13 protein-coding genes are annotated in these 19,517 nt (G+C 72.9%); 6 read left to right on the forward strand and 7 right to left on the reverse strand.

The window, feature by feature from the left end:
- Positions 1 to 247: 247 nt before the first annotated feature.
- From ADL29_RS15210 to ADL29_RS15225, 4 genes are all read right to left on the reverse strand, one after another.
- Positions 248 to 1,951 carry an LCP family protein gene (locus ADL29_RS15210; protein WP_053924190.1) on the reverse strand — a complete coding sequence of 568 codons (1,704 nt, stop codon included), beginning with the start codon at positions 1,949 to 1,951 and terminating at the stop codon, positions 248 to 250.
- A gap of 70 nt (positions 1,952 to 2,021) precedes the next feature.
- Complete coding sequence (locus ADL29_RS15215) at positions 2,022 to 3,785, reverse strand: LCP family protein (RefSeq protein ID WP_053924191.1); 1,764 nt, start codon at positions 3,783 to 3,785, stop codon at positions 2,022 to 2,024.
- A gap of 241 nt (positions 3,786 to 4,026) precedes the next feature.
- Positions 4,027 to 5,322, reverse strand: a complete 1,296-nt coding sequence (locus ADL29_RS15220) for an LCP family protein (protein ID WP_053924192.1) — start codon at positions 5,320 to 5,322, stop codon at positions 4,027 to 4,029.
- A 191-nt stretch (positions 5,323 to 5,513) separates the two neighbouring features.
- Positions 5,514 to 6,278 (reverse strand): TIGR03089 family protein, encoded by a 765-nt coding sequence (locus ADL29_RS15225; RefSeq protein ID WP_053924193.1) that lies wholly within the window; start codon positions 6,276 to 6,278, stop codon positions 5,514 to 5,516.
- A gap of 151 nt (positions 6,279 to 6,429) precedes the next feature.
- On the opposite strand from ADL29_RS15225, the gene ADL29_RS15230 reads away from it, so the two are divergent.
- The 3 genes from ADL29_RS15230 (at position 6,430) to ADL29_RS15240 (ending at position 9,962) form a co-directional block, all read left to right on the forward strand.
- Positions 6,430 to 7,692, forward strand: coding sequence for a peptidoglycan recognition protein family protein (locus ADL29_RS15230; protein WP_046931167.1), 1,263 nt, complete (start codon positions 6,430 to 6,432; stop codon positions 7,690 to 7,692).
- Positions 7,693 to 7,899: 207 nt separating this feature from the next.
- Positions 7,900 to 8,982, forward strand: coding sequence for a mannose-1-phosphate guanylyltransferase (gene manB / locus ADL29_RS15235; RefSeq protein WP_053924194.1), 1,083 nt, complete (start codon positions 7,900 to 7,902; stop codon positions 8,980 to 8,982).
- Between the two features lie 74 nt (positions 8,983 to 9,056).
- The gene (locus ADL29_RS15240; RefSeq protein ID WP_046927739.1) at positions 9,057 to 9,962 is read left to right on the forward strand and encodes a DNA-3-methyladenine glycosylase family protein; all 906 of its coding nucleotides are present in this window, start codon (positions 9,057 to 9,059) and stop codon (positions 9,960 to 9,962) included.
- Positions 9,963 to 9,990: 28 nt separating this feature from the next.
- Here the strand turns inward: ADL29_RS15240 and ADL29_RS15245 are convergent, their stop codons facing one another.
- Genes ADL29_RS15245 through ADL29_RS15255 form a run of 3 tightly spaced genes read right to left on the reverse strand, consistent with a single transcriptional unit; the run spans position 9,991 to position 12,862 of the window.
- A complete protein-coding gene (locus tag ADL29_RS15245; protein WP_053924195.1) occupies positions 9,991 to 11,316 on the reverse strand; it encodes a coenzyme F420-0:L-glutamate ligase in 1,326 nt (441 codons plus the stop codon).
- Positions 11,313 to 12,293: a 2-phospho-L-lactate transferase gene (gene cofD, locus ADL29_RS15250; RefSeq protein ID WP_053924196.1), complete on the reverse strand. Its 981-nt coding sequence runs from the start codon at positions 12,291 to 12,293 to the stop codon at positions 11,313 to 11,315. Before cofD ends, ADL29_RS15245 begins: the two co-directional genes overlap by 4 nt.
- A 26-nt stretch (positions 12,294 to 12,319) precedes the next feature.
- Positions 12,320 to 12,862: a cysteine dioxygenase gene (locus tag ADL29_RS15255; RefSeq protein WP_053924197.1), complete on the reverse strand. Its 543-nt coding sequence runs from the start codon at positions 12,860 to 12,862 to the stop codon at positions 12,320 to 12,322.
- A gap of 692 nt (positions 12,863 to 13,554) precedes the next feature.
- On the opposite strand from ADL29_RS15255, the gene ADL29_RS15260 reads away from it, so the two are divergent.
- From ADL29_RS15260 to ADL29_RS15270, 3 genes are all read left to right on the forward strand, one after another.
- Complete coding sequence (locus ADL29_RS15260) at positions 13,555 to 13,818, forward strand: WhiB family transcriptional regulator (RefSeq protein WP_003983763.1); 264 nt, start codon at positions 13,555 to 13,557, stop codon at positions 13,816 to 13,818.
- A gap of 326 nt (positions 13,819 to 14,144) precedes the next feature.
- On the forward strand, positions 14,145 to 17,906 hold the full coding sequence (locus tag ADL29_RS15265) for a glycosyltransferase family 2 protein (protein WP_053924198.1): 3,762 nt from the start codon (positions 14,145 to 14,147) through the stop codon (positions 17,904 to 17,906).
- Positions 17,903 to 19,504, forward strand: coding sequence for a DUF5719 family protein (locus ADL29_RS15270; RefSeq protein WP_053924199.1), 1,602 nt, complete (start codon positions 17,903 to 17,905; stop codon positions 19,502 to 19,504). The genes ADL29_RS15265 and ADL29_RS15270 overlap by 4 nt, the downstream gene beginning before the upstream one ends.
- The last annotated feature ends 13 nt before the right edge of the window (positions 19,505 to 19,517 follow it).

The raw sequence follows: 19,517 nt of genomic DNA on the forward strand, positions 1-19,517 counted from the left end.
ATCGGGGGAGGCTGTGGGGCCGGTCGCGGGCGTGTGCCGGTGAAGGGAGGGTAAGCGGGCGTCCCGTTTGTACCTCCCCTCCCCCCCGGCCGCAGGCCGACCACGGACGGGAGGGGGCGCTCCGCACGGACGGAGTACCGGAGGAGAGCCCCCGCACCCCACCCCTACGCAAAGCCCGACCACAACGGCCAACCCCCACCCCGCCGGAGGCGAAACGGCGCCGCGGACAACAACGTGCGGAGAGACCTCAGAACGTGTAAGAGGGATTCACCTTCATGCACGCCTTCTTGTCCTCGCCATTGAGTGCATCCGCACTGTCCGGTGCCTTGTCCGCCGGCTTGTCTGCGGACCCCGGCTCCTTCGGGAACTCCGTCCCGGTACGCCAGTCGTTGCCGACCACCAGCCGCATCTCCGTGGCCGTGCTGGACTCCTTCACCGCGCTCTTGGACAGTCCGAGCGCCTTCGCCAGCGCCAGGGCGTCGCCGCGCTGGGCCTTGTCCTTGTACGTGATGGTGGTGTCGGCCTGGGTGGTGAGCGCGGAGTCGGTGCCGGCGGCGGTGTAGCCGAGCTGGGCGAGCCGCTGCTGGATGTCGGAGGCGCGGCCGGAGACCGGGCCCGTCACCGTGCTGTTGGTGCCGTTCTGGACGACAACTTTCAGCCGGCCCTTGGGAGTTGACGGCTTGGGGTCGGGAGCCGGCTTCTTCTTGGCACCCTTGCCGTCCAGCGCGGTGTCATTGCGCATCATCGCGAAGGTCTGCTCCGCATCGCCAGGCTTGGGCAGCACATACGCCTCGCCGGGGCCGTACACCCAGGGCATGGTGACCATCGTGATGCGCTTGGTGGGCACCCGGTTGAGGTCCCCGCCGAGGTCGTAGAGCTTCTTGACGGTGTCGAGCCCGTCGTCGACGGTCAGCGCCTTGGTCGCGGCCTCGGCCAGGTCGGTCAGCTCGCCGGGGTTGGTGAGCTTGGCGCCCTTCTTCAGCTGGCGGACCATCGAATTCATGTACATGTGCTGGGCCTTGGCCCGGCCGATGTCGGTGTTGTCCTCGAAGCCGTAGCGGGTGCGCAGCCACTGCAGCGCCTGGACGCCCTTGACGGGGTGGGTGCCCTTGGTGAGCTTCAGGCCGCTGCCGTGGCCCCTGCTGTCGTGCGAGTAGACGTTGTTGTCGACGCAGACCGGGACACCCCCGATGGCGTCCGCCATGTCCACCACGCCGGAGAAGTCGACCATCATGAAGTGGTCGATGTAGATGCCGGTCAGCTCCTGCCAGGTGGCGAGGGTGCAGCCCGGACCGCCGTGCTGGAGCGACTGGTTGATGGCGGCGGTGGTCTGCGGATAGTTCTCGTGCGTCTTGGGGTCGGTGCATTTGGGGATCGTCACCCGGGTGTCCCGGGGGATGGATATCACCGACATGTTGCTGCGGTCCGCGGAGACGTGCAGCAGCATCTGGACATCGGCCAGCGGTTTGCGGTCCGCGTCCTGGCGGGCGCCGCCCAGCCTGATGTTCTCCTTGCTGTTACGGCCGTCGGAGCCCAGCAGCAGGATGTTCATCGGGGTCTGCCCGAACGCGTTGGGCTCCGGCTTCTTCAGGCCGCCCTCGCCCGCGCTCCTGGGCGCCGTCCGCAGGTTGGCGTTGAGGTGCTCGTAGTACCAGTAACCGGCGCCCGCCCCGGCGACCAGAACGAAGCCGAGGCCGAGCGCGGTCCAGCGGAGCGCCTTGCGGCCCTTGCCGCCCTTGCCGGCCTGTCTGCGGCGGCGCCCGCCCCCTGTGCCGGAGCCGCCGTCGTCGGGTGCGGGCGTCGCCGCGCCGTCACCGTCCGGCGTCCAGCCGGGTGCGTCCGGCGGGAGCGCGACCTCGTCGTCCGCGTAGAGGCTGTCGTCGAATCCCAGCCGCTGTGCTCCGGTCTGCTGCCCGGGTGATCGCTCACCACGCACACTGCTCTGCCGCATTGGGCCCTCTCCCCGTTGTTCAGTTCTGTGGTGGGCCCGGCGCCCTCAGGGGCGCCGGATTCCGTTCACATCACTTCGCGCAGATGTTCTTGTCATCTGCATTGACGTTCTGGACACCGTCCGGGGTTTCGGTCGGTGCGTCGATCGGCGTGCCCGCCGCCTTGAAATCCTTGCCGAGGACCAGCTTCATCGGTACGCGGTCGCCCGCGTCCTGCGACGACTTCTTCAGCGCGCTCTTGGGCAGCCCCATCCAGTCGGCCAGCGTGGCGGCCTGGTCGGCCTGGTTGGGCGCGTACTCGAGCACGGTTCTGGCCACCTTCCGCGGGGCGTTGCCCGCGTTGGTGGACAGCCGGGCGGCCTTGGTGTTCTGCAGCCAGTCCACGGTCTCCTGGGCCGCGCCGAACGGCCCGCCGCCGTTGCTGACATCGACCCGTACGAGCTCCGGCGGGGCCTTCTTGACCGGCGCCTTCCTGCCCTTGGACTTCTTGCCCTTGGCCAGGGCGTGGTCGGCCTGCACCATCCGGAACAGCGGGTCGGCCGCGGTCTTGTTGAGTATCACCGTGGCCGGGTCCTTGGGGTTGTCCAGCACCGGCACCGTCGCGAAGGTGATCTTGTTGAGGTTCACCTGCTTGAGATCGTCACCGAAGGCCATCAGCTTCTTCGCGGTGCCGATACCGGTGTCCACGGTCAGCGCCTTGGTCGCCGCACTGGCGACCGTCAGCAGCTGGGTCGGACTGCTGAACGCGCTGGACTTCAGCTTGCGGATCAGCGAGCCCATGAACTGCTGCTGCATCTTGATCCGGTCCAGGTCGCTGCCGAATCCGATGGCGTGCCGGGTACGGACGAACGCCAGCGCCTGCTCGCCCTTGACGACGTGCCGGCCGGCCTTCAGCTTCAGATGCGACTTGGGGTCGTCGATGTCCTTGGCCGCGCACACCTCGACGCCGTCCACCGCTTCGGACAGCTCCTTGACCGCGTTGAAGTCGGCCATCATGAAGTGGCTGATCTTCAGCCCGGTCAGCTTCTGGACAGTTCGCCAGGTGCAGCCCGGGTCCCGTCCCTCCTGGCCGAGGCTGGTGTTGAAACGCACCTGCTGCTCGCCGCGGATGATCTTCCGCGAGCCGTCCTCCTGCTTCGTCGGGCAGTCGGGGATGTCGGTGATCAGGTCGCGCGGGATGCTCAGCGCGGTCGCGTTCGTCCGGTCCTTGGAGATGTGCATCAGGATCGTGGTGTCCGCGTGCCCGACGCTGCCGACGTCGCCGTAGCCCGCGTTGCCCTTACCCGCGCGCGAGTCCGTGCCGATGATGAGGAGGTTGACCGGACCGTCGGTGACCGCGTCGTTGTCGACGCCGACATCGACCTTCTTGATGTTGCCGTCCAGCTGCTGGTAGATGACGTACGCGGTGGTCGCGGCGGCCACCAGGACGAACCCCAGCACACCGGACGTCCAGTACAGCGCCTTCTTCTTGCCGGACTTCTTCGGCTTGGACCGGCGGCGGCCCGCGGGGCCCGACGCCGTCGCGGTCGTCGTCCCCCGGGCGGCGGCGCGGCGCTCCGCCCGGCCGCCGGCGGGCCGCCCGCCCGCATCGTCCCGCGCGTCGCCGCGCCGGTCGCGCTGCGTCGGCAGCGGCCGGGTGTCGGTGTCGCCGCCGCGCTCCGCCGGATTTCTCCGGGCACGTCTGGGGCCGGAGGTCTTACGGGCGGAGGGCCGGTCACCGGCTTGACCGGGAGGGTCAAGCCGCAGCTCGTAATTGCCGGTGTCCGGGTCGAACACCCACTGATCGGCGGGGTCGACGTTGTCGTCGCCCGCCCGCCCACGGCCTTGCGCGTCCACGGTGCCCTGAATCCTCCGTCGGTGGCGCGGCGCCTCCCCCTCAAGGCGCTCGGTCGGTCGATCGTGCAAATGGTGGTGAAACAGATGAACATGGTCATCGGCCCGCTGCTGAGGCGGACCGGGTCGCTCACACTATCCGCCCGGTTCCGTGCCGGGCGACGCCGGTGACAAATTCCACTTCCCTACACCCGGGCAATCCGCCCAATCCATTCGAGACGCCGGGTGTTCCTTTGCGGCATCTTTATTCGCAGGCCCTGCGTTCCGCCGTGGTCCCGGGAAAGGCCGGGGTCGAACCGGGGCGCGGCTCGGGTGCCTCATCGGGTTTCCCGTCCGAGCCGGCGGCGGACTCCTCGGACTCCTTCGCCGGGGTCACCACCGCCACCGGGCGGTCCTTGCGCAGCTCACCGAAGAGACGGCCGGCACCGGGCTGCACCAGCTCATCGCGATTGGGGTCGTAGCGGTACTCCTGGCGCGGCACCGTCAGGAACTGCACACGGCCGGTCGGAATGCTGCGCATGCTGCGCACCAATTCGTACAGACCGGTGAGCGACGCAAGATCCGCGTCGGTGGTCAGAGAACTCGTCGCGGCATCCAGCACCGGATACAGCCGCGTCGGATTGAGCAGCACACCGTTGCTTTGCACTTTCTTCACGAGCGCGCCAAGAAACTCCTGCTGGCGTTCCATACGCTGCGTGTCACTGCCGTTACCCAGGCTTTTCCTGGCCCGGACAAAACCCAGTGCGGCCTCTCCGTGGAGGGTCTGCCGGCCGGCGGGCAGCACCAGATGCGCCTTCTCGTCGTTGACGGGCCGGCGCAGGCACACCTCCACGCCGTCCACCGCGTCCACCATCTTCTTGAACCCGACGAAATCGATGATCATGTGGTGGGTGATCCGGATCCCGGTCATCTTCTCGACCGTACGGATCGAGCAGGCCGCGCCCGCGAACTGGAACGCCCAGTTGAACTGCGCCGTCTGCTCGGCGATCTCCCTGCCGTCGGAACGCTTGCAGTGCGGCACCTGCACCATCAGGTCCCGCGGGATGCTGACCGCGGTGGCGCTGTGCCGGTCCGCCGCCAGGTGCAGCAGGATCGTGGTGTCCGAGCGCTGGGTGCCGCTGTCGGTGCCGTACTCCTTGTTGCCGCCGCCGCGGGTGTCGGAGCCGATCAGCAGGATGTTCTCGGCGTTCGGCGGCCCCGGATCGGGCCGTTCGGACTCGTACTTCTCCAGCTCGTTCTGGGTGTCGCTGTCGAAGTGGATATTGCCGCTGAGCTTGGAGTACAGGCCCCAGCCGGCGCCGGCCGTGAACAGCACCGCGGCGGCGGTCCCCAGCGCGGCCCGGCGCATCCAGTGCAGCGGCGAGGGCGGGGTACGCGGCGGGCCGGGGCCGTCGCCCGCGGTGCCCGACCGCAGCGGACGCGCGCTCCAGCCGGGGAACCTCACTATGCGCGCCGCCCGCCGACCGGGCCCCCCGCCCGCCCGGCCGGTGCCCTCGGCGGGGCCCCGGCCGCCGGACGGTGTCTCGGGGTGCTCGGTCACGTGTGCGTCCCTCCCTCACGGAGTCGGCGTCGCGCCCGCGCGCGGTGCCCGGCCGGCGGTGCGGCGGACGGGTCCCGCGCCTGATTGTCCGGAGACGAAATCCCGGTGTACGTACGCAAAATCCTGGACCACATCGGACGGACCGGCCCGCCCTGCGCGCGGCCCGTTCCGCCGGACGGGGGAGGGCGGCGTCAGGAGAGGGGGAGCGGCGCCCTGAAGGTGATCTTCTCGGCGGCCTCGCGGGCGGCCGCCCCGTCCGCGTCCATCAGCTCCGGACGGGGGCAGAGCACCACGGAGCCCCCGGTCGCCAGCGGCGCGTAGAGCCCGTACGACAGGCCCTGCCAGGTGTCGTACGGCAGCCCGGACAGCACCCGCGGCGCCTCGGGCATCCCGGCCGCCGCCGCGTCGGCCAGCGCCCGCTCGCCGATCGCCGTGCCGGTCAGCTCCTCGCCGCCGACGGCCAGCGCCACCGCACCCGGGTCCACCGGCACGAACGGCGCGAACCGGTCGCCCTGGCCCGGCACCTCGACGGCATAGTCCGCGAAGCCCGCCGGCGGCTGCGGGAAGCGGCCGCCCATCGGGCGCAGCGCCAGCGCCACCCGCTCCCCGGGACAGGCGCGCGCCGCCTCCAGGGAGTCCGGACCGCTGACGACGAGATCGGCCGCGGCCGGATCTCCGCCCACCTCCGCGACCACGCCGACCGAGGAACAGGCCAGCAGCCAGACGGCGGTCTGCCAGTGGGCGGGCAGCAGCAGCGCGAGCCGGTCGCCGGGCCCGGCGGCCAGATCGCCCTGGAGGTAGTTGGCGGTCTTCGCCACCCAATTGGCGAAGGTGGCGACGGACAGTTCCACGCGCTCGCCGGTGGCGTCGTCGTAGAAGGTCACCAGCGGGCGGGCCGGATCCGCGGCGAGCGCGGAACGCAGCAGGTCGGCGGGGGCGTACTTGGTGGCGTTCATCGCGACAGGGTACGTGCGGGGGCGGCTGACGGCCGGTCGGGCGCGGGCGGTCCGGCCACCGGTTCGGCCGATGCGCCCGCCCGCCGTTCGGCCGATGCCCCGTCAGATCCGCGATGGCGCCGGGCGCCTGGGCATGCCGACGATGGTGTACATGCGCCCTTTTCGCCCTTCTTTCCGCACCGCGTCCCTCGGCGCCCTGACCGCGGCCGTGCTCGCCCTGCCGCTGCCGACTCCGGCGGGCGCCGCCCCCGACCCCGCCGATGACGCATCCGGCAGCACCCAGTCCGTCCCGCTCAACGACCTCGGCACGGCCGCCTCACGCGCCGGCGAGCCCGAATCCGCGCCGGTACCCGGCACCCGGGTCATGCCGGTCCGCGAGGTGCGCCCGTTCTCACTGCTGGGCGTCGTCTGGGACGACCCCGCCGTCCGGCTCCACGGCCAGGTCCAGGTCCGCACCCGCGCCACCGGCTCCGCCGTCTGGTCCGGCTGGCAGAACGTGCAGACCGACAACGACGACCTGCCCGACACGGAGTCGGCCGAACGCCGCCGCAGCGGGGTACGGGGCAGCACCGCGCCCCTGTGGGTCGGCGCCTCCGACGCCGTACAGCTGCGCATCGCCCCGGAGGCCAGCGACCGGGCCCCGGCCCCCTTCCCGGGCGGGCTGCGGCTGGAACTCGTCGACCCGGGAGCGGCGCCGCGGCCCGGACCGTCCGCCGAACTCTCGCCGCTCGGCCGGTCCGAGGCACGGGCCCAGGCCCATGCGGAAATGCAGGCGGCCGGGGCCAGGAGCACCGCCGGCACGCCCTACATCGGCCCCCGCCCGCGGATCGTCACCCGGGCCGGCTGGGGCGCCGACGAGACACTGCGCGAGCCCACCGACCCCACCTTCACCGGCCCCGTCCAGGCCGCCTTCGTCCACCACACCGCGACCGGCAACAACTACACCTGCGCCGAGGCCCCTTCGGCGATCCGCGCCATCTACCGCTACCACGTCAAGAGCAGCGGCTGGCGGGACATCGGCTACAACTTCCTCGTCGACAAATGCGGCGTCATCTACGAAGGACGTGCGGGCGGCGTCACCAAGGCGGTCATGGGCGCCCACACCCTCGGCTTCAACAACGACACCACCGGCATCGCCGTCCTGGGCACCTTCACCGACGACGACCCCGCGAAGGCCTCCCTCGAGGGCATCGCCGCCCTGACGGCCTGGAAGCTCGGCCTGAGCGGCGGCGATCCGCGCGCCACGGTGCGGCTGACCTCCGCCGGCAGCAACCTCTTCAAAAAGGGCGAAGTCGCCCAACTGAACGTCATTTCCGGCCACCGGGACGGCTACAAGTCCGCCTGCCCCGGCGACCGTCTCTACGACCGGCTCGCCGACACCCGCACCGCCGCGGCCAAACTCCAGGGGCGCTGACCGGGGTCCGCCGGTTACCTTCCGGTACCGTCCGGTTGTGCCACCAATGAACCGCCGCCGCGTACACCACGTCCTACCGGCCACAGCCGTGCACACATCCGTACCGCCACACGTACCCCCACACGTCCCACTGAGCACGGCCGCGAAACCTGTCTGCCTACACTGGTCGGCCGTTCGCCGACCCCAGCAGGAAGCAGAGACGACAAGGTGACTGAAGCGATCCTCCTGGTCGGCGGCAAGGGCACCAGACTGCGCCCGCTGACGGCGCACACGCCCAAGCCCATGGTCCCGGCGGCCGGCGTGCCCTTTCTCACCCACCAGCTGGCGCGGGCCCGCGCCGCGGGCGTGACCCACATCGTCATGGCCACCTCCTATCTCGCCGAGGTCTTCGAACCGCACTTCGGCGACGGGTCGGAACTCGGCCTGCACCTGGAGTACGTCACCGAGGACGAGCCCCTGGGCACCGGCGGCGCCATCCGCAACGTCGCCGGACGGCTGCACTCGGCCCCCGGCGACCCGGTGCTGATCTTCAACGGCGACATCCTCACCGGCCTCGACATCAAGGCCCTGGTGGCCACCCACCGCACCTCCGGGGCGGACGTCTCCCTCCACCTCACCCGGGTCGAGGACCCCCGCGCCTTCGGCCTGGTCCCCACCGACGGCACCGGCCGGGTCACCGCCTTCCTGGAGAAGCCGCAGACCCCCGAGGAGATCGTCACCGACCAGATCAACGCGGGCGCCTACGTCTTCAACCGCTCCGTCATCGACACCATCCCCACCGGCCGCCCGGTCTCCGTCGAACGCGAGACCTTCCCCGGACTGCTCGCCGCCGGCGCCCACCTCCAGGGCATGGTCGACTCCACCTACTGGCTCGACCTCGGCACCCCGCAGGCCTTCGTCCGCGGCTCCGCCGACCTGGTCCTGGGCCGCGCCCCGTCCCCGGCCGTGCCCGGCCGCTGCGGCGACCGCCTCGTCCTGGAGAGCGCCGAGGTCGCCCCGGACGCCAAGCTCACCGGCGGCACCGTCGTCGGCCCGCGCGCCGTCGTCGGCGCCGGCACCCGCATCGACGGCAGCGCCGTCCTCGAGGGCGCGGTGATCGAACCGGGCGCCAGGATCCGCGACTCCCTGATCGGCGCCGGGGCGCGCATCGGCGCCCGGACGGTCCTCGACGGCGCGGTCATCGGCGACGGCGCCGTGGTGGGCCCGGACAACGAGCTGCGCGACGGCATCCGCATCTGGTGCGGCGCCGAGATCCCGGCCGGGGCGGTGCGCTTCTCCTCGGACCAGTAGGGGCCGCCGGGGACCAGTAGGACCGCCGGCCGGCAGGGCCCGCCGCTGTCACCCCCATCGCCTAACCTGGCGGCATGCCCGCCCGCAGCTGGGTCCCGCCCGGCCCGTACGACCTGCACCGCACCCTGTGCGTACTGCAACGCGGCCCCGGCGACCCCGCCTTCGCGCTGCGCGGCGACGAGGTGTGGCGGGCCTGCCGTACGCCCGAGGGCCCCGGCACGCTGCGGATCGCCGCCCGCCCGGCCGCCGGCACCGTCGAGGCCGAGGCGTGGGGCCCCGGCGCCGACTGGCTGCTGGACCGGCTGCCCGAGCTGCTGGGGGAGTCCGATGAACCGGACCGCCTCACCGCCCGGCACCGCATCGTCCACGAGGCGCGCCGCCGCCACCCCGGCGTCCGGCTCGCCCGCACCGGTCTGGTCCTGGAGTCGCTGATCCCCTCGGTCCTGGAGCAGAAGGTCACCGCCGACGAGGCCTACCGCGCCTGGCGGCTCCTTCTCCAGCGGCACGGCGAGCCGGCCCCCGGCCCCTGGGAGCGGATGCGGGTGATGCCGGACGCCCGCGGCTGGGCCCTGATCCCCTCCTGGGAGTGGCACCGCGCCGGGGTCGACGCCAAGCGGTCGTCGGCCATCCTGCGCGCCGTACGGGCCGCCCGCCGCATGGAGGAGGCCGCGGGGATGGACCTCGCCGCCGCCACCCGCCGTCTGACGGCCGTCCCGGGCATCGGCCCCTGGACCGCCGCCGAGACGCTGCAGCGCACCCTCGGCGCCCCGGACGCCCTCACCGTCGGCGACCTCCATCTGCCGAAGATCATCGGCTATGCCCTGACGGGGCGGCGCGGCACCACCGACGAGCAGATGCTCGAACTCCTCGCCCCCTACGAGGGGCAGCGGCACCGCGCGGCCCGTCTGATCCTGCTGTCCGGCATCACCCCGCCGCGACGGGCACCCAGGTTCCCGGTGGGGGACATCGCGCGTCTGTGACCGGGCTGTTCCCTTCTGCGGGGGGGGCTCAGCGCACTACGACGAAGTCTGCGCCGTCCCGGGCGGGCCGCTCCTTCGGCGCCCCGGCCGGCCGCCCGATGGCCACCGCCCCCATGGGCTCCCAGTCGCCGGGCAGTCCCAGTACCTCCCGTACGACATCCCGGCAGAACATCGTCGACGAGATCCAGGCCGAGCCCAGCCGCTCGCCCGCCAGCGCCACCAGGAAGTTCTGGATCCCGGCGCCGTGCGCGACGACGAACATCTCCCGTTCCGCCGCACTGCGCCGCGCGTCCGGATACGTGTGCGAGCCGGTGGTCACCATGCACGGCACCGCCAGATACGGCGCATTGCGCAGCACATCGCCGCGCCGGACCCGCCTGGCGATGGACTCCTCCGAGGCGCCGTCGCCCCGGAGATCCCCGATCCAGGCGTCCCGCATCGCGTCCAGCAGGCGCGTCCGGGACCGAGCCGACTCCAGCAGCACGAACCGCCACGGTGTGGTGTGGTGCGGGGCGGGCGCGGTCAGCGCCGCGGCCACCGCGCGGCGCACCGCCCCGCCGTCCACCGGGTCGTCCGTGAAGGCGCGGACCGTACGCCGCGCCGTCACCGCCTCCCGCACGGCCTCCGAGGTGCCCAGCCGGAACATGTCGTCCGCGGGGTCACGCACCATCGCCCGCGCCCCGCCGCCGTCCTCGCCCGCCTCCTCGACGACATGGCCGAGCCCGCGCAGCACGGCGACCGGCAGCCCGGCGGCCTTGCCCTTCACCAGGTCCCCGGCGGCGGCCAGTTCGTCGGCGGTGGCCACCACCGTCACATTGAGCGGATTGCCGTGGCTGTCGGTGCCGCCGCGCAGGTCGTCCAGTACGCGCACCCCGGCCGCCCCGATGGCGACGTCGGTGAGGCCGTTGCGCCAGGGCCGCCCGAACGTGTCGCTGATGACGACGCCGACCTCGACGCCGAGCGTCTCGCGGATCCCGGCCCGCAGGGCGCGGGCGGAGGCGTCCGGGTCCTCCGGCAGCAACAGCACCGTCCCCGAGGGGGTGTTGGAGGCATCGACCCCGGCCGCCGCCATCACCAGGCCCTGCCGGTTCTGCACGATCCGCAGCGTCCCGCGGCGCGCCACCACCCGCACGGTCTCCCGGTCGATCGCCGCCTCGCGGTCGGTGGCCTCGACCACCCGGCCCTCCGCCTTGCTGACGATCTTCGAGGTCACCAACAGGACGTCCCCGTCGGCCAGTCGGGGGCCGCCCGAGACCGCCGCCGCGATCAGCTTGACGAGGTCGTCGCCGGGCCGCACCTCCGGGATCCCCGGCAGCGCCCACACCCGGTACGCGGGTGCCTCGGGGGCGGTCACGCCCGTACCTCCTCGGCCAGCGCCAGCGCCTCACGCACCATCGCGGCCGTGGCGTCCACGTCCGTCATCATCAGCGGTACCGCGCGGCAGCGGATCCCGGCCGCCTCGACCTCGGCCACCGCCGAGGCGTCGACGGAATCCACCAGCCAGCCGTCCAGCAGCCCCGAGCCGTAGTGCTGCGCGACCGCCGCGGCCGTCGCCTCGACGCCCACCGCCTCCAGCACCTTGTCGGCCATTCCGCGCACGGGCGCGTCCCCGACGATCGGGGAGAGGCCGACCACCGGCACCCCGGCGTCCGCGATGGCCTCCCGGATGCCCGGCACCGCCAGGATGGTGCCGATGCTCACGACCGGGTTGGACGGCGGGAAGAGGATCACCTCCGCCTGGGCGATGGCGTCCAGCACCCCGGGCGCGGGCTTGGCCTGGTCGGCGCCGACCGGCACCACGGCGTGCGCGGGCACCGAGGCGCGCAGCCGCACCCAGTACTCCTGGAAGTGGACCGCCTTGCGCTCACCGGACCCCGGGGCGGAGTCGCTGTCAGGCTCTGTGATGGCGACATGGGTCTCCACCCGGTCGTCGGACATCGGCAGCAGCCGCACACCGGGCTGCCAGCGGGCGCACAGCGCCTCGGTGACGGCGCTGAGCGGATAGCCGGCGCCCAGCATCTGGGTCCGGACGATATGGGTGGCGAAGTCCCGGTCGCCGAGCCCGAACCACTCGGGCCCGACGCCGTACGCGGCCAACTCCTCCTTGACCCGGAAGGTTTCGCCCGCCCGGCCCCAGCCCTGGTCCTCGTTGATGCCGCCGCCGAGCGTGTACATCACGGTGTCGAGGTCGGGACACACCTTCAGCCCGAACAGATGGATGTCGTCGCCGGTGTTCCCGATGACGGTGATCTCCGCGTCCGGAACCGCTGCCTTCAGTCCCCGCAGAAAGCGGGCGCCGCCGATACCGCCGGCCAGAACCACAATGCGCATGCCGACAGTCTGGCAGGGCCGGGGGCTCAGTGGGCCGCGGTCTCCCGGGGCTCCTGGGCCGAGGGGGCGCAGTTCGCGCCGTGCATCGGCATCTCCGTCAGTCCGGGGAAGTAGACATGCAGGCTGACCGCGGGGGCCAGCGAGTCGTTGACGACCTCGTGGATGTACCCCGGCGCGAAGACCCTCTGGGCGCCCGCGCCCAGGGTGCGCGGGCCGTCGGCGCCGCGCTCGGTCAACTCGCCCTCCAGGACGGTCAGCACGCCCGACGAGCGTCCGTGGTCGTGCCGGCCGCTGCCCTGGCCGGGCACCCAGCTCAGCAGCCACACCTCGTAGCCCAGTGGGGCCTCCCCTGCTCGAGCGGAGCCGAGAGCTTGGGGAACGGTGCGCAGCCGGTGGTACCAGCGGGTGGTGGCGTCGTAGCGGACGAGCGGGGCCCAGCTGTCGCGGTCGGCGGCGATGGCACGGGCCAGGCCCACGAAGCCCGCGACGGTGGCGGGGTGGGCGGGGACGGGCGGCAGCAGGTGGGGGATGGCGAGCGGGTCGCCGGCGATCTGGACGTCGCTGTTCATGGGGTTTCGGGGTTCCTCGGCGGAAGTGCTGGGGGGACACGCGAATGCGGGTGCGGCACGGCGCGGGCTTCCCCTGTGGGGGCAACGGCGCGGGCTCGCGGGGGCTCTGCAGGGTGGTGCGAGCGGGGAGGGCTGGAGCTCAGTGGCTACAACAGCTGGAACAGCGACAGCGCGCCTGCGCAGCGCAGAGCGACCCGTAGGAACGGGTCAGTCGGGGCGCGCGGGTCACTGGCATGCGCCCAAGGAGACCGGGTTCCGGGCGCGATGTCAACCGGACGCCGGGTTTGTCGTGGATGTTTCACCTCATCCGGTTGCGGTGTCCGGCGAAAGGTTTGTGCACTCGTTGGTCCGGAGAGGTCGCCCATCAACCGCGCATCCAAACGCCGTTGCGGTCTTGTGATCCGTCTGTGATCTTCCCCGCTTCGGCGCGCGGGGTGCAACGCGAATGCCGCCGGATCACGTCTCACGTAGCGAGAAGGAAGCACCGGGCGGCCGGCCCGGGGAAGTGTCCTGGTTTTTGGTGATTTGAACACTTTCCGCATACGCTTGGTTCCACAGAGTGAATAAGAGGCCCAATAGCAGATCTCGGCTTGACTGGCCCGGATCAGCACACTTGTAATTTCACTCGTGTCGTTCAGCCAAAAACGATCACGGCTGGATCACGGGGACGTAAAGACAGACGAGGGGCGCACATGACCGAGCTGTTCCAGGAATTGCTGGTCGAGGAGGCGGACGAGGAGCTCGGCTGGCAGGAGCGCGCACTGTGCGCCCAGACCGACCCCGAATCCTTCTTCCCGGAGAAGGGGGGCTCCACCCGCGAGGCCAAGAAGGTCTGCCTCGCGTGTGAGGTCCGCTCCGAGTGCCTTGAATACGCGCTCGCCAACGACGAGCGCTTCGGCATCTGGGGCGGTCTGTCCGAGCGCGAACGGCGCCGGCTGAAGAAGGCCGCCGTCTGACGATGTCACGGCAGCCCGTAACGCCCGCGGCGCGCGGCTTCGCACGGCCCGCCGCCGTACCCCGCCAACTCCCCATATCCCCCGATAGCGAACACTCCGCCTCCGGTGCCCAGACGGCCGGAGGCGGACTGTTTTTCCCAGCTGCGCACGGACCAGGCCGGGCCGACGGTGCGAACCATTAGTGTGGAGCACCGTCCGAGATGCGCCGTCGCCCTGCGGGGTGCGCGCGTCGCCTCGTAGTCCGTCGCAGTGTCTTCCGGGGGCGGGGGCCTTGAGCGACTTCGCCGCGGGCCCCGGACTCCCGGGTCCGGAGGGCCCGTACCTCGATGTCCGTGCACAGCCAGTCGGCGGCCCAGGCCGCCGCACACCCAGCTGACACCCCGCAGTTCCCCCGGCATGTCGTCACCGCCGTGATCGTCTCCCACGACGGTGCCCGCTGGCTGCCCGACGCGCTCGCCGGGCTGCTCGGCCAGGAGCGCCCGGTGCAGAACGTCATCGGCGCCGACACCGGCAGCGCGGACGAGTCCGCCCGGCTGCTCGCCGACGCGATCGGTGACGAACGGGTGCTGCATCTCGCCCGCCGCTCCGGATTCGGCACCGCGGTCGACGAGGCCGTCCGCACGGCCCCCGTGCTCACCCAGGACGACCTGGCCTATCTGAACCGCCCCAGCGGCTGGGATCCGGTCAGCCGCACCTGGCACGACGACGCCTACGACATGCCGGAACTCCCGCACGGCGAGCCGGTCCAGTGGCTGTGGCTGCTGCACGACGACTGCGCCCCCGCGCCCGATGCGCTGGCCGAACTGCTGCGGGTCGCCGACGCCAGCCCCTCCGCCGTCATCGTCGGCCCCAAGCTGCGCAGCTGGTACGACCGCCGCCAGCTGCTCGAAGCGGGCGTCAGCATCGCGCGCAGCGGCCGCCGTTGGACCGGCCTGGACCGCCGCGAACAGGACCAGGGCCAGCACGACCAGATCCGTCCCGTGCTGTCCGTCTCCACCGCCGGCATGCTCATCCGCCGCGATGTCTACGAGCAGCTGGGCGGCTTCGACCGGCGGCTGCCGCTGATGCGCGACGACGTCGATCTGTGCTGGCGCGCCCAGGCGGCCGGCCACCAGGTGCTCATCGCGCCGGACGCGGTCCTGCGGCACGCCGAGGCCGCCGCCCGCGAACGCCGCCCCATCGACTGCGTCGGCCGCTTCGTCGCCAACCCGCACCGCGTCGACAAGTCCGGCGCCGTCTACACCCTGCTCGCCAACACCCGTGGCGCGCTGCTCCCGTACGTCCTGCTGCGGCTGGTCCTCGGCACCTTCCTGCGGGTGCTGGCCTACCTCGTCGGCAAGGTCCCCGGCCAGGCGCTGGACGAACTCGCCGGGCTCTTCGGCACCCTGCTGCGGCCCGGCAAGATCCTCGCCGCGCGGAAACGCAGAGGCCGGCCCCAGGTGGACGCGAGCGAGCTGCGCTCCCTGTTCCCGCCGCCCGGTGCGACCGTGCGCGCCACCGTCGAACAGATCGCGGGCAACCTGGCGGGCCGCGCCGCGCCCGATGTCGCCTCGGCCGGCCGGCACGGCGCCGCGGAGTCCGGGCCCGGCGGCGACGACGCCGACTTCCTGGAGATCGAGCAGTTCGCGCGGCTCAAGCGGATCGCCCGCAAGCCGGGTCCGGTGCTCTTCCTGGTGCTGCTGCTGGTCTCGCTGATCGCCTGCCGCGGACTGCTCGGCACCGGCGCGCTGACCGGCGGCGCGATGCTGCCCGCGCCCGGCAGCGTCGGCGACCTGTGGTCGGCGTATCTCGACAGCTGGCATGCGGTCGGCACCGGCGGCTCCGCCTCCGCGCCGCCCTATCTGGCCGTCCTCGCCCTGGTCTCCACGCTCTTCCTCGGCAGCACCGGCTTCACCGTCACCCTGCTCCTGGTCTGCTCCGTCCCGCTCGCCGGGCTCACCGCCTACTTCGCCTCCCGCCCGCTGGTCACCTCCCGGCTGCTGCGGGCCTGGGGAAGCATCGCGTACGCCTTCCTGCCCGCGGCCACCGGCGCACTCGCGGGCGGCCGGCTGGGCACCGCCGTCCTGGCCATCCTGCTGCCCCTGATGGCCCGTGCCGCGGTCGCCGCGAGCGGACTGCGGCTGCCGCCGGGCACCCGGCCGAGCTGGCGCGCCACCTGGGCCCACACCCTCCTGGTCACTTTCACCACGGCCTTCACCCCGGTCGTCTGGCCGATCGCCGTACTCCTCGGCATCGGGCTGCTCGTACGGCGCGTGGTCGACGGCAGCCGTGAGCTGCTGCTCGGTTATGTGCTGCGCTTCCTGGCCGCGGCCGTCGTCCCGGTCGTGGTGCTCGCCCCCTGGTCGCTGTCGCTGTTCACCGCCCCCGCGCGCTTCTTCCAGGAGGCCGGGCTCGACTACGGCGCCGGATCGGCCTCCGCACTGGACCTGATCGGGCTGAGCCCCGGCGGCCCCAAGGCGGTCGGCGGGCTGCTGCTGATCGGCATCGTCCTGGCCGCGCTGGCGGCGACGCTGCGCGGCGAGCGGCAGACGGCGATCCGTACCGCCTGGGTCGTGGCCGTCGCGGGGCTGCTGTGCGCGGCACTGGGCAACGCCTCCGGCTGGACCGGCCCCGCCATGCTGGTCTACGGGCTGGCGCTGCTGTGCGCCGCGGCGATCGGCGCCGAGGGCATCCGCACCCGGATGGCCGCCCTGGGCTTCGGCTGGCAGCAGCCGGTCGCCGTGCTGATCGCGCTGGCGTCCCTCGTCGCCCCGCTCTGGGCCGCCGTCAGCTGGATGATCACCGGCGCGGCCGGTCCCCTGGAACGGCGCGACCCGGCGCAGGTCCCGGCGTTCGTCGCCGAGGAGTCCGGCAGCGACGACCGGCCCCGCACGCTGGTCCTCGACGGCAGCACCGGCCATGTGGACTACGCGCTCGTCCGCGGCGCCGGCGCGCAACTCGGCGACGCCGACCTGGCCGTCACGGCGGGCGAGGACAAGCGCCTGGGCGGCATCGTCGCCAACCTCGTGGCGGGCTCCGGTGCCGACCAGGCCAGCCAGCTCGGCGGCTACGCCGTCCGCTACGTCCTGGTCCGCGACGGCGCACCGCGGCAGATGGGCCGGGTGCTGGACACCACGCCCGGCCTGACCCGGCTCAGCCAGGACGACGGCAGCGCCCTGTGGCGCGTCGACCGCCGCGTCTCACGAGTCTCCGTCGTGCCGGGAGGGGCCACCGACGGCGCCACCGCGGGCCAGACCGCCGCGCCGGTCCCGGTACCGTCCGGCCCCGTCGAGGCGCACGGCGGCAAGGTGCCGGACGGCCCCGCGGGGCGGGTGCTGCGGATCGCGGACGCCGCCGACCCGGGCTGGCAGGCCACGCTCGACGGCAAGGCGCTCGAGCCCGTGACGGTCGACGGCTGGGCGCAGGGTTTCCGGCTGCCTGCGGGCGGCGGGCGGCTCGACCTCACCCACGAGAACCCCGTCGGCCACACCGTCTGGCTGTGGACGCAGGGTCTGCTCGCCGTCGTCCTGGTGGTGATGGCGCTGCCGGGCCGCCGCCGGGAGATCGACGACGACCTGCCCGAGGAGGCCGCAGCGGCCGCCGCCCAGGCGGCCACCGGGGACGGCCGCCGGGCGCGCAGGCTGCGGGCCGCCGCGGAGGCGGCCGGTCAGCAGACCGCGCCGGAGACCGGCATCCCGGCGGCGCGGAGCGGCGAGGAGGCACCGGCCGACCCCGCGCTGACCATGGACGGCGACCCGTACGCGGTGGTGCCCCAGCAGCAGCCCTACGAGCAGTGGCCGGACGCCCGGCAGCAGGACCACGCCGGTCGGCCCGCCGATCCGCAGTACGCGCCCGCCGACCCGTACCAGGCGGAGCAGGCCGGTCAGCCCGGCCAGTACGCGCAGCAGCCGCCGTACCCCCCGGCCGATCCGTACCAGGCGCCCGACCCGTTCGCGGCGGACCCCTACCAGGCGGGCGCCTACGACCCGTACGGCTACGCCCCGCAGCAACCCCAGCAGCCCCAGCAGCCCTACGACGACGGCGCCCCGCATCCCGGGTACCCCGGCTCCTTCCCCGAGCCGCGCCGTGACGGGAGCGACCAGCAGTGAAGCGCACGATGATGTCCCTGATCGGAGCGGCGGCGGGGCTCGCCGCCGTCACCGGTGTCGCCGTCGTCGCCGCCCCGGACGGCGCGGCGAAGGCGGCGCCCCAGGGCGGCACCCGGCTGCCCGTCCAGAGGTCCGCGCTGCTGTGCCCCGCCCCGTCGTCCTCCGAGGTCAGCGACACCACGTACACCTCGTTCGCCCCCAAGGGCGCGACGGAGGGGGCGGACGTCAAGAAGGGCACCGCGAAGCTGGTGCCGGCCGGGACGGTCAAGGACGGCGCAGGCGGCGACGAGGCGTCCGGCAAGTCCAAGAAGGACGGCAAGGGCAAGGGCAAGGACGGAGCCACGGACGGCGCCGGCGGCTCCGGCACCCTGACCGTCCCGCCCCGGGACACCAAGCCCGTGGCGCCCCTCCAGGAGGCCGGGAAGCCGGTCACCGCGACGACCGACGCCGCCGGTTCACCCGCGCTGGTGGGCGACGCGGACGGCACCTTCGCCCCCGGCTGGACCGTCCAGCAGACCACCTCCGTCGCCGCCGGCAGCGGCCGGGGGCTGTCCGGGCTGAGCTGCACCGCGCCGGACACCACGTTCTGGTTCCCCGGTGTGAGCACCGACCGGGACCGCCAGGACTACGTCCATCTGACCAACCCCGGCCCCACCGACGCCGAGGTCGATCTCGAACTGCGCGGCAAGGACGGGGCGTTGAGCGGCGCCACGGCCGAGGACATCACCGTTCCGGCGCGCACCACGGTCACCCGGCTGCTCTCCACCCTGACCAGCAGCCCGACGACCAATGCCGCGCTGCATGTCGTCGCGCGTCAGGGCCGGGTCGGCGCCGCCGTCCAGGTCTCCGACGCCCGGCTCGGCGGCGACTGGCTGCCGCCCGCCGCCGACCCGGCCGCCTCCGTGGTGCTGCCGGGAATCCCCAAGGACGCCACGTCCGCCCGTCTGGTGGCCGTGGCGCCCGGTGCGGCGGACGCGGACCTCAAGGTGCAGCTGGCCACCCCGACCGGTCCGATCACCCCGGCCGGGCTGGAGACGCTGCACGTCAAGAGCGGGATGACCACGGCGGTCGACCTCAAGTCCCTCACCCAGGGCGAGGCCGGTTCGCTGGTGCTCACGCCCGCCGACGGCGGCTCCGGCGCACCGGTCACGGCGGCGCTGCGGGTGACCCGGGGCAAGGGCGCGCACCAGGAGATGGCGTTCATCCCGGCGACCCGCCCCGTGGACAAGCGCGCCACCGTCGCCGACAACCGGGCCAAGGGCGGCACCCTCTCGCTCGTCGCGCCCGTGAAGGGCAAGGACGCACACGTCAAGGTCACCGCGTCGGCGGGGAGCGAGGGCGGTACGCCGGTGTCCAAGACGTACACGGTCAAGGGCGGCACCACCCTCGCCATCGACCCGCCCCGCCCGCAGGGCCTCAAGGGCTCCTACGCGCTGACGGTGGAGCCCCAGGCGGGCAGCGGACCGGTCCACGCCGCCCGCACGCTGACGGAGCAGATGGGCGGCATCCCCGCCTTCACCGTGCAGACCCTGCCCGACGACCGGGGCTCGGTCGTCGTCCCGACGACAGGCCAGGACCTGTCACTGCTGAACGACTGACGCACACAGGACC

The organism is Streptomyces chattanoogensis, from assembly GCF_001294335.1.
Taxonomy (GTDB): Bacteria; Actinomycetota; Actinomycetes; order Streptomycetales; family Streptomycetaceae; genus Streptomyces; species Streptomyces chattanoogensis.